This window comes from Mycobacterium sp. E2238 (genome assembly GCF_001672665.1).
Lineage (GTDB): Bacteria > Actinomycetota > Actinomycetes > Mycobacteriales > Mycobacteriaceae > Mycobacterium.
The window spans coordinates 1-13,510 of record NZ_LZKF01000015.1; the positions used below are offsets into that span (position 1 = coordinate 1).

The 13,510-nt window shown below is 66.7% G+C and carries 12 protein-coding genes and 1 pseudogene; 5 read left to right on the top strand and 8 right to left on the bottom strand.

Annotated features, from left to right (window positions below; translation table 11 throughout):
• Together A5711_RS01100 and A5711_RS01105 are read right to left on the bottom strand one after the other, a co-directional pair.
• On the bottom strand, positions 1-898 hold an 898-nt coding region (locus A5711_RS01100; RefSeq protein ID WP_156744704.1), incomplete at its 3' end, for a PPE family protein.
• 94 nt (positions 899-992) lie between these two features.
• Positions 993-1,910 (bottom strand): oxygenase MpaB family protein, encoded by a 918-nt coding sequence (locus A5711_RS01105; RefSeq protein ID WP_067943247.1) that lies wholly within the window; start codon positions 1,908-1,910, stop codon positions 993-995.
• 81 nt (positions 1,911-1,991) lie between these two features.
• Here A5711_RS01105 and A5711_RS01110 point away from each other — a divergent pair, with 81 nt between their 5' ends.
• Positions 1,992-2,663: a TetR/AcrR family transcriptional regulator gene (locus tag A5711_RS01110; RefSeq protein WP_067943250.1), complete on the top strand. Its 672-nt coding sequence runs from the start codon at positions 1,992-1,994 to the stop codon at positions 2,661-2,663.
• Between the two features lie 9 nt (positions 2,664-2,672).
• On the opposite strand, the gene A5711_RS01115 is transcribed toward A5711_RS01110, so the two are convergent.
• From A5711_RS01115 to A5711_RS01130, 4 genes are all read right to left on the bottom strand, one after another.
• The gene (locus A5711_RS01115; RefSeq protein WP_067943252.1) at positions 2,673-4,019 is read right to left on the bottom strand and encodes a hypothetical protein; all 1,347 of its coding nucleotides are present in this window, start codon (positions 4,017-4,019) and stop codon (positions 2,673-2,675) included.
• 2 nt (positions 4,020-4,021) lie between these two features.
• A complete protein-coding gene (locus A5711_RS01120; protein WP_067943262.1) occupies positions 4,022-5,464 on the bottom strand; it encodes a condensation domain-containing protein in 1,443 nt (480 codons plus the stop codon).
• Between the two features lie 338 nt (positions 5,465-5,802).
• Complete coding sequence (locus tag A5711_RS01125) at positions 5,803-6,351, bottom strand: hypothetical protein (protein ID WP_067943254.1); 549 nt, start codon at positions 6,349-6,351, stop codon at positions 5,803-5,805.
• Entirely contained in the window at positions 6,348-6,932 is a 585-nt protein-coding gene (locus tag A5711_RS01130; RefSeq protein ID WP_067943255.1) for a VOC family protein, read from the bottom strand. The genes A5711_RS01125 and A5711_RS01130 overlap by 4 nt, the downstream gene beginning before the upstream one ends.
• Before the next feature lie 111 nt (positions 6,933-7,043).
• Here A5711_RS01130 and A5711_RS01135 point away from each other — a divergent pair, with 111 nt between their 5' ends.
• Positions 7,044-8,177 (top strand): alpha/beta hydrolase, encoded by a 1,134-nt coding sequence (locus A5711_RS01135; RefSeq protein ID WP_067943264.1) that lies wholly within the window; start codon positions 7,044-7,046, stop codon positions 8,175-8,177.
• A 128-nt stretch (positions 8,178-8,305) separates the two neighbouring features.
• Positions 8,306-10,507 (top strand): acyl-CoA dehydrogenase, encoded by a 2,202-nt coding sequence (locus tag A5711_RS01140; protein ID WP_067943257.1) that lies wholly within the window; start codon positions 8,306-8,308, stop codon positions 10,505-10,507.
• Between the two features lie 147 nt (positions 10,508-10,654).
• Here the strand turns inward: A5711_RS01140 and A5711_RS26690 are convergent, their stop codons facing one another.
• Positions 10,655-10,969, bottom strand: coding sequence for a hypothetical protein (locus A5711_RS26690; RefSeq protein WP_156744706.1), 315 nt, complete (start codon positions 10,967-10,969; stop codon positions 10,655-10,657).
• A gap of 510 nt (positions 10,970-11,479) precedes the next feature.
• Here A5711_RS26690 and A5711_RS01145 point away from each other — a divergent pair.
• Positions 11,480-11,845, top strand: coding sequence for an ATPase (locus tag A5711_RS01145; protein ID WP_067943259.1), 366 nt, complete (start codon positions 11,480-11,482; stop codon positions 11,843-11,845).
• 19 nt (positions 11,846-11,864) lie between these two features.
• Here the strand turns inward: A5711_RS01145 and fadD2 are convergent.
• Positions 11,865-13,154 (bottom strand): annotated as a pseudogene (gene fadD2 / locus A5711_RS01150) (long-chain-fatty-acid--CoA ligase FadD2); the annotation flags it as partial.
• Between fadD2 and A5711_RS25895 the strand changes: the two are divergent.
• Positions 13,110-13,510 (top strand): AMP-binding protein (locus A5711_RS25895; RefSeq protein WP_369829914.1); only part of this gene is annotated, 401 nt, incomplete at its 3' end. The pseudogene fadD2 and the gene A5711_RS25895 sit on opposite strands and share 45 nt — an antisense overlap.

Genomic DNA, 13,510 nt, shown 5'->3' on the forward strand with positions numbered 1-13,510 from the left:
CGACGGCGAGCAGCAGCGCGGGGGCCAGCAGCTGAGGCGCCGTGGCCAGGATCTCGAGGATGTGCGTCGGCCAGTCGAACAGCGCGAGCTGAACGATGTACTGGAAGGCCAGCGCAGGATTGTGCACCAGGTAATAGCCGAACTGTTCGAAGTCTTCGAGAAGTTCCAGCGCTCGAACGACCCACCAGATCGGCTGGCTCGCGTTCGTGTAGGCGTCGTAGGGCAGTCCGTTGACGGTGCCCTGCGCGGGGTCCCAGTTGATGCCGAGGTTCTTCAAGATCTGCGCAATGAAGTCATCGAGCGGATTGTCGATCGTGGGGTCGTGGGCGACATTCGACGAGTCACCGGATGAGGCATCGGATTTCACGATCTGCGGCGCTGGATCGGGGGGCGGTGTCGACGCCACGGCCGCCGTGGAGATCGCTTGATAGGTGGTCATGGTGGTGGCCGCCTGCACCCACATCCGCGCGTAGTCCGCCTCGTTCACCGCGATCGGAACAGTGTTGATGCCAAAGAAGTTCGTCGCGACCAGGGCGCCGTGCACGACGTGGTTTGTCGCCAGCTCGGGCAGCGTCGGCATCGCCGCCAGCGCCGCCGTGTAGGCGGCCGCGGCGGTCTCGTGCTGAGCGGCCGTCGCGGCGCTGTGCGCGCTGGCCTGCGTCAGCCACGCGAGGTAGGGCGCATGCGCGGCCACGTACGACTCCGCGCTGGGCCCCTCCCATGAGCTGGCCTGCGCCGCGGCCAAGGTGCCGCTGAGTTGTGTTGCGGCCGAGGCGTATTCGGTGCTCAGTTCGGACCATGTCGCCGCGGCCGCGAGCAGCGACGCCGGACCGGGCCCGCTGCTGAGCAACGCGGAGTGCACCTCCGGTGGCGAGGCCATCCAGATCGGCGCCGTCATGGGTCTCCTCGGGCTGGAAGGGGTACCAGGCAGAGGAGAGCTTAATGAAAATGATTTCCGTTATCAACTCGTCAGGGCGTACCGCGTGCCCGCGCTAGACCAACGGGCGCCCCGTCCTGATCCGGCGGTCGACGTCGGCCAGCAGCACGTTGAACGGAAACCGCCGAATGAACCGCGGCAAGCACCGGTTCACCACGGCCAACGTCGCGATGAGCCGGTCGAAGCGACGTTGCCTGGTGGCGTCCCAGGGCAGCCGCATCTCATCGCGGAACCGCTGCGGCAGAAAGCCCGTGGTGATCAACAACGGAAGCCTGTCGGCGAGGCGCTGCAGCGGTCCGGGCAAGGCGAGCCCCGGGACGCGGGACGCGGCGATCGGATACAGGTACTCGCGCACGGCGTCGTCGATGCGGACCTTGTCCAGCGACTCCTGCCAGTACCGGTCGAACGCGGCCCGGTCCGGCGGCCACATCTCCGGCGGCACCTGCAGCGTGGTCGCCAGCGCCATGCCCTCGCGGTAGTGCCGGTCGGCCTCCTCCCCGTCCAGCTCGCCGATGAACATGCGGTAGATGTCGACCCCGCCCTTGTACAGGCAGGCCCCCACCCACAGCTGCAGATCAGGGTCGAAGGCGTTGTACTGCACCGGGCTTTCGGGGGTGGAGTAAACCTGGGCGTGAGCCCGGTTCACGGCGCGGCGGAAGGCCTCCTTCTGAGCGTCGCTGCCGTTGGTCGCCACCGCCAGGTAAGTGAACGTGGTGCGGGCACGCTTGATCGGATGCAGGTCGACGCGGCCGCTTTCGACGCGGCTCTCCATGACGCCGTAACCGACGCCGGGCCGCGCCAGCTGCATGATCACGTTCGCCGGGCCGGCTAAAAGCGCGACGCCCATCAACCCCTCGTCGATCCCGAGCGGCCGCCGGCGGTGACGCCGCCGTGCGGGCAATGGCCGCGGCGCATCGGCGACGCCGCGCTCGACGTGTCGAGCCGGTTCGTGAACGGCCTCGTGTATCGCCATGGTCAGACCTCCCGCGGCGGAGCGCGCTAATGTGCGAACGCCTGTTTCCTGATATTGTCGCGGCGTCGCGTTGGTGTCAAGATGGTTCGCATGAAACCCTCGAGCGCGCGGCCGTACCGTGGCGTCGAGGCCGCGCAGCGGCTGGCAACGCGCCGCAACCGGCTCCTGTCCGCGGGTCTGGAGCTACTCGGCGCGGAGCAACAGAGCATCTCCGCGGTCACCGTCCGCGGCGTCTGCCGCCAGGCCGGCCTCGCGGCGCGGTACTTCTACGAAAGTTTCGCCGACAAAGACGAATTCGTCGCCTCCGTGTTCGACTGGGTGATCGCCCAACTGACCGCCACCACCCAGGCCGCGGTGGCGGCGGTGCCTCCGCCCGAGCAGACCCGCGCGGGCATGGCCAACATCGTCCGCACCATCGCCGACGACGCCCGCATCGGTCGCCTGCTGTTCAGCACGCAGCTGGCCGATCCCGTGATCGTGCGCAAGCGCGCCGAGTCCAGCGCAATGTTCGCCATGCTGTCCGGCCAGCACGCCGGAGACGCGCTGCGCGTCCCCGCAAACGACCGCATCAAGGCCGCGGCGCACTTCGTGGTCGGTGGCGTCGGGCAGACAATCAGCGCCTGGCTCGCCGGCGATGTCCGACTCGAGCCGGACGAGCTCGTCGATCATTTGGCGGCACTGCTCGACGAGCTCGCCGAACCCAACTTGTACCGACTCACGGAGACGGCGGCGAAGCCGCGGGGGAAGCCGTGACGCGTGTCCTCACACCGGGCAAGCGGTATGCCACCCCGTGGTGGCGGTAAGCGAGAAGTCGCTCAACGCGGCAGAGATGTGTTGCCGTAAATCGGCCTTCGAATTGGGACGACCCAGCTCGAAGGCAAGAAACGAGATGAAGACCCGGCCATGCACCCTTCCCGACAACAACGCCAGCGCCCCGTTGGTGCGGTACATGGTCGCGGTGGTCACCCCCGGGTACACGGTCTTCATGGCGAAGTAATCGGCGTCGGTGCCGTCCGGGAGGTTGACGGCTCGGTCCACCGATCCGAGGTTGGACGACACGACGGTGATCGCGCTGCCGGTAACCACGCCGATCAATCGCCGCATGACGCGTTTTGGAATCAGGGGAACCAGCGGCAGCAACGCCCAGCGCTCGTCGGGCTCATCGTGGTGGCGGGACAGCGCTTCCTTGATCCTCGCGCGGATTTCACGCAAATCCCTCCTCGCCGGTGCGGGGTCGACCGTGATATCCACATTGACGACCGCGTTGGCCCGGGTGTCACCGGGGGTACGCTCGTTGACCGGCATCCCCACATTGACCGTGCCGTCGGCGGCGACCCGTCCCACTCGCCCGGCGAGGTGGGCCGCCAAACCCGCGAGCAGGGCGTTGCTCGTTCCGCCGAGCGTGGTTGCGCGCGCGTCCCATTCGTCGGCATCGATGAAGACCGTTGCCATGGGCAGCGTGATGCGTTCGTCGGGCCCGGTGAGCGGAACGGGCCGCTTGGTGTCCGGTGACGCGGCGGCTGCACGGCCGGCCCGGGCCATGCGTGCCGCCGCAACGACGGCCCGACCCACATCCGTTGTGTCTCGCGCGGTTTGGCGCGCGTCCTCACACAGCGCCCGCCACCGCCCCCGCGAAGCCGGCGCGGGCCAGCCGATGGCGTCGTCGCGGCCGCACGCCGCGTCCGCCAACGCCTCGCACAGCCCGACGCCGTCGGTGAGGCAATGAGTTACCACCAGGCTCACCGCCGCGCCCCCATCGTTCAGTGGGAGCACTCCCAGGTGCCAACCGGGGCCACGCTCGGCATCCGGCCGCCTGGCCGCCTGCTCATCCAGCCAGTCGTCGATCTCGTCGCGCGGCCGCGGCGTTGCGACGATATCCAGGTCGGGCTGATTGTGGGGCGCTACCCAACGATGCCGGCCGAACGGCAAGGGGGACCGTTCGATGCGCCGACGCAGCCGTCCCCGGCCGAGATGGTGATGGAAGGCTCGCAGCCCGTCCATGTCGACGGCGCGGTCGTACACCCAAATACATTGGAGCACGCTGGTAGTCGATGTCGCTCGCTCCCCGAGGAATAGGGTCTGGTCGGCCAGGTCCAACAGGTTGTTCATCGCTAGGCCGCCTCGTCGTCGTTCTCCGTCGGCGCGATCACCCCCGGCTCGTCGGTGGGCTCGACGATGCGGGTAAACATCTGACCCAGCGTCGCGATGTAGCGGCCGACCGACTCGCGCGCAATCGCGTTGTCCGGAAAGGACATTGTCACCGTGGTTCGTTCGACGTGCCGGTTGATCCACATGTTGATCCCGCCGGCGGACAGATTGTCGCCATAGGTCCCGAAATTCATCTCCGCCCACATCCCGACGAGGGGTATTTTCCGGAAGTCGAGGAAAGAGACCATCATCGGCAGCTGTGTTGGCAACTTGATGGCCAGCCCATCCAGCGTCGCCAACTCCAAGACCCGTTCGACCGGCACGGCGGCGAGGTCCTTGGCGGCATCGAAAGACTTCTGTGCCGCCCGCGCCGCCTCGGGGAACGAGTCGCCGGTCGTCGGCACGGAAACCGGGATCAGGCTGGCGAACCATCCCACGGTCATCGTGTCGATGCCCGGCGTCCGGGTGTCCCTGGCCGTGAATCCGTAATAGGTTTCCTTGCCGGTCAATGCGCGCTCCGCCAACGCTGTACACGCCAAGACTCCCCCGATGAAGCGGGCCCCGGCCGCGCAGCAGGCAGCGTCGAAAGACGCGGTCCCCGCGGCGTCCAACAACTCGACCGTCAACAGATCACCCTTGCAGCTGGCCCACGTGTCGCCCAGTGGCAGCGGAAAGCTCGGCCAGTCGCCGTCGGCCTCGCGCGCGAACGCGATCCAGTCCTTGATCTCCGGGGAGGACATGGTCAAGCCGGCCGCGTTCTCGCGCTGCCGCGCCGCGTAGTCGCGATAACTTCTGACCTCGGGGGGCACGGCGAGCTCACGGACTTGCGAGCCCGCCGCAAGTTCCTGGTATGTCAGGTGGACGTCGAGGAAAATCAGTGCGGCGGACAAGCCGTCGATGTGCAGGTGGTCGACGCTGGCGTAGAACGTGAAGTGGTCGGCCCCCTGGACGACTCCGTATGTGAAGCAACCCCATCCGAGGGTCTCGGGTGTCGTGGCCAGGACGTGCGTGCGCGCCTGGTCGGGGCTCATCGGTCCGAACGCCACGGGAGCGAAGTCGATGACCTCGGGGTCCTCGATCACCCGGCGGACGATGACGCCGTCCTCGAATTCAAACCAGCTGTGGTAGGTGTCCTGCCTACGGACATGCGAATTGATCGCGGCCGTCATCGCCGGCATGTCACACACACCGGGAATATCCCACGCCACGACCATCAGGCGGGGCAGCTGCCTGTTGAGCGCCTTGCCGTGGTAAGCGGTCCAGAGGTGTTGATTTTGTTGATAACTCGGGGCCGAATCGCTGCGCCGTGCGGCGCGAGCCGCTTCGTGCGCCGCGGGTGTGGCCATCCAGGTGGTCAGTGGGCCGTGCGGTGGCTGCCATTCGCTGATGCTTCCGAGTGCGACCATTTCTTGATCCTCGCCCTTCGCGATGCCTATTCCGTTGTGCGGCAAGGGGGTAGCGGAAGAGCCATCCGTAATGGCTCTTCTGCACAGCATGAATTCAATTTCGTATCGGGGATCTTTTGCGACGAATTTCCGTATGTTGGCCCGAACTTACGGTGTCGCTTGTACCCCCTGCCGCCGTTATTGCACGTTAGTACAGGAAGGTGAGGATTGGTGCGTTTTAGGAAGATTCGCAATCTCGTGCGATCGCGGCGCCAGGCCGGTAATCTTCTTTACCCTCACCGGGCCGACGCACGGGTCCGGCGCTTCGGCCTGGCGCGCCGAGCCAAATCGCGGCCGCCTCAGGGGAACAGCGGCAGTTCCCACAGTCGCATGCCGGGGTCCAGCAGCCACAACCGCATCATCGTGAGCCGCATCAGCCGTTGCGCGCTGAAAATCAGGAACACCGCCAGCGGCACCTCGACCAGCAGCGCGGTAGTCACCGACAGCCAGACGTCCTTGGGCCCGGCCGTCATCAGGTCGAACCAGGCGTCGCAAATCAGCAACACCCCGGTGGTGAACGCGGCCGGCACCAGCAGCTGGCGACGCAGGTACCCGAGCACCGCCGTCGCCACCATGAATCCGACCAGGAGAATGTCGAAGCCCACCCATGTCACGGGCCAGTTGTGGGCAACATAGTTCTCCGGCAACGTAACCGAGAGGTATCCCAGCCAGGGAACCATCGCCATCGAGCCGCCGACCATCAGACTCAACCGGATGCGCCGCACCCTGGCCAGCAGCGCCGGGTCGATCAAGTCGCCCACGGGCTGTTCGAGCCGAGAAATGAGCTGCCGTCGCTGCTGGGGCGCGAGCGCCGCGATCTGCGCGTCGGTCAGGATGCCGTCGGTCACGGGCGGCCGGCGACCACCGGAGGTCGGCGGTCCGCCGCGGTCTTGGGCACGGCCTGAGCATCGGTGGCATCGAATTCTTTGACCCAGCATGCGAATTCGAGGGTGACGCCATCGGGGTCCTGGAAGTAGAACGACCGCACGTACACCCCGGGATGCACCGTCGCGGACACTTGCATCGGGCTCTCGTCATGGTTGAGCACCGGGCCGACGCGCACCCCTTTGTCCTTGAGCCGCTGGCGGTAGGCATCGAACTTTTCAGCCGGCACGTGGAATGCGAGATGGTTCATGGTGCTCACCGCGCTGGTGATGTCGCCGATACCGGGGATGGCGCCCGGCGACGAGATGCCGGGCACCCGGTCGGGGGCGTCGGCGAACCAGAAGAATGCGACGCAGTCGCCGTTGCCGGCGTCGAAGAAGAAATGCTGGCCCGCACCCCCGGGCAGGTCGACGGACTTGATCAACGGCATGCCGAGGACCTTGGTGTAGAAGTCCACGGTCCGAGCCATGTCCGAGCAGACCAGCGCGACGTGGTTGATCCCGCCGAGTTCGAATTCCGTGTTGGTGTTGTGTGGCTTGATCATCGCGCGGCTCCCCTCGGTCCCCGGCTTGAAGTCCTGGCCAAGTTGTATTTCTGAATCTAACATCGGCCTGAAGTTTGTTTCGAGATGTCCGATGCCAACAGGGCCGGTGAGATGACGCCTAACACCGACGCCGCAGGGGTTATCCGCGAGTTTGTCGGCCTGCCGTCGCCCACTGCCGGCCGCGCCGGCGCGGGTGGGCATCCTTGCCAGGGGCTGTACTACCGCGGGGTGGGACGCAAGCCGAAGGTGGCGATGATCGCCACGCACTACCAGATCGACTTTTCCGAGCATTACCTCGCCGACTACATGGCCACCCGCGGTGTCGGCTTTCTGGGCTGGAACACCAGGTTTCGCGGCTTCGAAAGCAGCTTCCTGCTCGACCACGCGCTGGTCGACATCGGCGTGGGGGTGCGCTGGCTGCGCGAAGTGCAGGGAGTGGAAACCGTTGTGCTGCTCGGCAACTCGGGCGGCGGATCATTGATGGCCGCATATCAGTCGCAGGCCGTGGAGCCGAACGTGACCCCGCTGGACGGGATGCGTCCGGCCGCGGGCCTGACCGAGTTGCCGGCCGCCGACGGCTACGTGGCCACCGCCGCCCACCCCGGCCGACCCGACGTGTTGACGGCCTGGATGGATGGTGCCGTCGTCGACGAGAACGACCCCGTCGCCACCGATGCCGACCTCGACCTGTTCAACGAGCGCAACGGGCCGCCGTATTCACCGGAGTTCCTCACCCGTTATCGCCGGGCGCAGACCGCACGCAACCACGCCATCACCGACTGGGCCGAGCAGGAACTCAAACGCGTTCGCGCAGCAGGCTTTTCCGACCGCCCGTTCAGCGTCATGCGCACCTGGGCCGATCCTCGCATGGTCGACGCCAGCATCGAGCCGACCGGCCGTCAACCGAACATGTGTTATGCGGGCGTTCCGGCCAAGGCGAACCGGTCGGCGTACGGCATCGCCGCCGCCTGCACCCTGCGCAACTGGCTGGGCATGTGGAGCCTGCGGGTGGCGCAGACCAGGGCCGAACCGCATTTGGCCCGGATCAGCTGTCCCGCCCTGGTGATCAACGCCGAGGCCGATACCGGGGTCTTTCCGTCCGATGCCCAACGGATTTTCGTCGCGCTCGCCGGCCCCGACAAGACGCAGGCGTCGATCGACACCGACCACTACTTCACCACCCCGGGCGCTCGTGGGGAGCAGGCCGACATCATCGCGAAGTGGATCGCCAAGCGGTTCCACTGAGGAGCCCACCACCACGGACACCATTGGGTCTGGCACGCCCGGCGACCCCGGTAGTCAACCAACCGACCGGTTGTTAGTTTGGAGGGTGCCTGGCCAAGGCGAACCCCTAAAGCATGGGAAGGCGACCAATGCCGATCGCTATCACTCCTGAGCATCAAGACCTGGCCGATTCGGTGCGGTCGCTGGTGGCGCGCATCGCGCCGTCGGAGACGTTGCACGCGGCAATGGAGACACCCATCGACAATCCCCCGCCGTACTGGCGGGCCGCGGCCGAGCAAGGCCTGCAGGGTCTGCATCTAGCCGAGTCCGTGGGCGGGCAGGGTTTCGGCATCCTCGAGTTGGCCGTCGTGCTGGCCGAGTTCGGCTACGGTGCGGTGCCGGGCCCCTTTGTGCCGTCGGCGATCGCCAGCGCACTGATCTCTGCCAACGACCCGAACGCGAAGGTGCTCTCCGAGTTGGCCTCCGGCGCCGCCATCGCCGCCTACGCGATGGACTGCTGCGGACTGACCGCCACGCGCCAGGGCGACACACTGGTGCTGCGCGGCGAGGTCCGCGCGGTTCCGGCGGCTGCGCAGGCCTCCGTGCTGGTGCTCCCGGTCGCGATCGACAGCGGCGAGGAATGGGTGGTGGTGCGCGCGGAGGAGCTTGAGATCGAGCCCGTGAAAAGCCTTGATCCGCTGCGGCCCGTCGCCCACGTTCGGGCCAACGCCGTCGAGATCGAGGCTGACGCCGCGTTGTGCAACCTGAGCATGGCGACAGCGCACGCGCTGATGACGACGCTGCTGTCCGCCGAGGCGATCGGGGTGGCGCGCTGGGCGACCGACACCGCGTCCCAGTACGCCAAGATCCGTGAGCAGTTCGGCAGGCCGATCGGTCAGTTCCAGGCCATCAAGCACAAGTGCGCCGAGATGATCGCCGATACCGAGCGGGCCACCGCGGCGGTGTGGGACGCTGCCCGCGCTATCGACGAGGCGCGCGAAAACGGTTGGGATATAACGGGTTCCAAGGTTGAGTTCGCTGCCGCCGTCGCGGCGACACTGGCGCCGGCGGCCGCTCAACGGTGCGCTCAGGACTGCATTCAGGTGCACGGCGGGATCGGCTTTACGTGGGAGCACGACACGAACGTGTACTACCGCCGGGCGCTGATGCTGGCCGCCTCGTTCGGCCGCAACTCGGAGTACCCGCAGAAGGTGGTGCACACCGCGACCAGCACCGGGGTGCGGGCGGTCGACATCGACCTCGACCCCGACACCGAGAAGCTGCGGGAGGAGATCCGGGCCGAAGTGGCCGCGCTCAAGGCGATGGAGCGCGCCGAGCGCAAGGTCGCCATCGCCGAGGGCGGCTGGACGCTGCCGCACCTGCCGAGACCGTGGGGCCGCGCCGCCAGCCCGGTCGAGCAGATCATCATCGCCCAGGAGTTCACCGCCGGCCGGGTCAAGCGCCCACAGATGGGCATTGCGACGTGGATCATCCCGTCGATCGTCGCGTTCGGGACCGAAGAGCAGAAACAGCGTTTCCTGCCGCCGACCTTCCGCGGCGACATGATCTGGTGTCAGCTGTTCTCCGAGCCGGGAGCCGGATCGGACCTGGCCGGGCTGAGCACCAAGGCCACCCGAACGGACGGCGGCTGGCGCATCACCGGCCAAAAGATCTGGACGACGGCGGCGCAGCTCTCCCAGTGGGGCGCTCTGCTGGCGAGGACCGACCCGAACGCTCCGAAGCACAACGGGATCACCTACTTCCTCCTGGACATGAAGAGCGAAGGCGTCGAGGTGAAGCCGCTGCGCGAGCTGACCGGGAACGCGATGTTCAACACCGTCTACATCGACGACGTGTTCGTGCCGGACGAATGCGTGCTGGGCGAAGTGAACCGGGGGTGGGAGGTCAGCCGCAACACCCTTACCGCGGAACGCGTTTCCATCGGCAGCAGCGAGGCGAACTTCCTGGCCACTCTGGGCCAGTTCGTCGAGTTCGTTCGCGACGGGCAGTTCGACCCGATCGCACAACACCGAGCCGGTCAGTTGATCGCCGAGGGTCACGCCGCCAAGGTGCTGAATCTGCGCTCCACGCTGTTGACTCTGGCCGGCGGGGATGCCATGCCGTCCGCTGCCATCTCCAAGTTGCTCTCGATGCGCACCGGCCAGGGCTACGCGGAGTTCGCGGTGTCCTCGTTCGGCACCGACGCCGCCATCGGCGACACCGGCGAGCTATCCGGCAAATGGGGCGAATATCTGTTGGCGAGCCGGGCCACGACCATCTATGGCGGCACCTCCGAGGTGCAGCTGAACATCATCGCCGAGCGACTGCTCGGGCTTCCCCGCGATCCCTAACTGCCACTTCCGATTTGGCCCGGGGAGAGAGGGCCATGCCGACCTGAGGGGTGGTCAGGCCGGCATGGTTCCCCCCCATCCCGTGGGCCGGTCAACCTAGAAATGGATCGGCACGTCGAGGTTGACCGGTTGCCACGGGGAGGTGGTTCACCACCACCAGTTCCACCAGTGCCCGGGGGCCCAGAATCCGCGGTTGCCCGAACCCCAACCGGGGTGACCTCCGCCGCCCCATCCGTGGCCGCCCCATCCATGACCGCCATGACCCCCGCCTGGACGGTCGGGAATGATGCCGGGCCCCCCGGGCGTACCGTGCGGACCGGCGGTGGTGAAGCTGGTGTCGGGACCTGGTACCGGGGCCGCCTGTGCGGCGGGGCTGGCGCCGAACAGCAGCGCTCCCGCCACCGCTGAAGCACCCAGTGCGCCCACGGCCGGGCCGCGTAACGATCGTGCAGAGATCGCCATCGCAAGCTCCTTCCAGGACCTGATGCCGACAAACAAAACGTTAGCCAGAACTTTCCCGGCAAACAACGTTGCTACACGGAAATGACGCTGTGAATTATGTAACAAATGGGTCAATTGCTCTGTCCGGATCGCAGCGATTTGAATTTAATGATTTCCATAAATCAGGAAATCGGCGGCTACTGACTTACGGAGCATCCGAATTTATGCTGGTAGAAAGCCATCTACTGACATACTGGTTTGCACGCCTCCGTATCAGCGGATCCGCTGAATTACGACACCAAATCCCCCGCCGAACCGAATTCTTCCGTCGCAATTCCCGGCGCCCATCAGCGCGTGGACAGCTATCCGCAAAAATTTGCTGTAAGAAACCCCTGCTGCGGCGCCTGCCATCGGCGCGGCCGGTCCGCGGCCCGGCGGCGCGACTTACGCCGTCGTCGGTGGAAGAATCAGTATTGTCACACTCGAGCGCTGATTTACTGATTGGCCACTCATCGGAGGACGACCGCCGCAGTGAACTTCAACCCCAGCCACATCGGACCCGGCGCCGGAACGTTCCGGGGCCCCGGTCCGTCGGCCACACCGGCAGGAGACGCCGCGCCGACCGAGCGCCTCACCGGGCTCGGGCAGCAGGGCGCCCACCGGATCGTCAGCCAGCCGGCGGCCAACCAGGCGGGCCGGGGCCAGCGGACGCGCCGCACCGTCGACCTTCCGGCGGCCACCCACCGCGCCCTCGACATCTGGCAGCGCGAGGCCGCGGACCGCCTGGGAGTCGCCCGGGTGACCGGACAGGAGGTCCTCACCGCGCTCATCGACCAGCTGCTGGTCGACCCCAAACTCGCGGCACAGATCACCCGCGCCATCAAAGACCGGCGCTGACCCCGACCGGGGACAGCGGCTAGTCGACCTCCATCTCACGCAACTCGCGCTTGAGGATCTTGCCCGTCGGGTTACGCGGCAGCTCGTCCAGGAAGACCACCTCACGCGGCACCTTGTAGCGGGCGAGATGGTCGCGGACGTAATGCTTGATGGTGTCCTCGTCGACGTCGGAGCCGTCCTTCTTCACGACGAAGGCGCGCAGCCGGTGTCCCCACTCCTTGTCCTCGACGCCGATCGCGGTCGCCTCGACCACTTCGGGGTGCCCGCTGATCAGGTCCTCGACCTCAGCGGGGAACACGTTCTCGCCGCCGGAGACGATCATCTCGTCGTCGCGGCCGCTGACGTACAGCAGCCCGTCCTCGTCGAAATAGCCGACGTCACCGGACGACATGAGGCCGTCGATGATCTGCTTGTGGCCGCCGCCGGTATAGCCCTCGAACGGGAAGGCGTTGCCGACGAAGATGCGCCCGACCTCACCCTGCGGCTTCTCCTTGCCGTTGTCGTCGAGGATTTTGACCTTCACGCCCTTGACCACCGGGCCGACCGTGGACGCGTTCTTCTCCAGGTCCTTCGGTCCCGCGATGGTGGCGAAAGCGATCTCGGTCGAGCCGTACATGTTGTAGATGACCGGGCCGAGATCCTTCAGCGCGCGGCTGGCCAGCTCGGCGCCCAGCTGCGAGCCGGAGATGAACACGATTTTCAGGCTGGACAGGTCCGGCTTCTTGTCCATCTTTTCGACGGCGTCGAGGATCCGCGACAGCATGACCGGCACCACCACCATGGCGGTCACCTTGTGCTTCTCGATGTCCTCGAGGACGAGCGGCGGCTTGAATTTGCGCCGCAGCACCAGCGTCGACCCGAGGAACATCGCGATGGTGCCGTGCAGAAAACCCAGCGCGTGAAACATCGGGGCCGGCAGCGAGGTCACCTCGTTGGCCTTGAACGGCACGTGCGACAGGATGCCCCCGATCGGCGCCAGCGTCGGCGGGGTGCTGCGGTTCGCCCCCTTCGGGGTGCCGGTGGTGCCGCTGGTCAGGATGATGATCGACGAGTGCTTGCTCGCCTTGGGGGCGGGTTCCTTGCTGCTGCGCTCGATCAGGTCGGCCAGCGTTTCGTCCTTGCTGCCCGACGGCTCGTCGGCGTCGGGGTTGGTGCCCAGCGCGCGCAGGAAGCCCAGTTCCGGCTCGGCCTTGCTGACGGCCTTGGTGTATTCGTCGTCGTAGATGATCAGCTTGGCGCCCTCGCGTTCGGCCACCTCTTTGATTTGCGGGCCGGAGAACTCGCTGTTGAGCAGGATGATGCGGGCGCCTTCCGGCTGGAACCGCCGCAGAACTACGCCGCGATGGCGAACGACATCTACAAGTGGGGCGAGTTCGGCATGCTGCCGTCGCTGAACGCCCGACGCCACCCCGACCGCGCGGCGTGCATCGACGAAGACGGCGAGTTCTCCTTCAAGGAGCTCGACGACGCGGCCCACGCGGTGGCCAACGGCCTGCTCGAGATGGGCGTCAAGGGCGGCGACGGGGTCGCGATCCTCGCGCGCAACACCCGTTGGTTCCTCATCGCGTACTTCGGCGCCGCCCGGGTCGGCGCCCGCATCATCCTGCTCAACAGCGAGTTCTCCGGCCCGCAAATCAAAGAGGTGGCCGAACGCGTGGGGGCCAA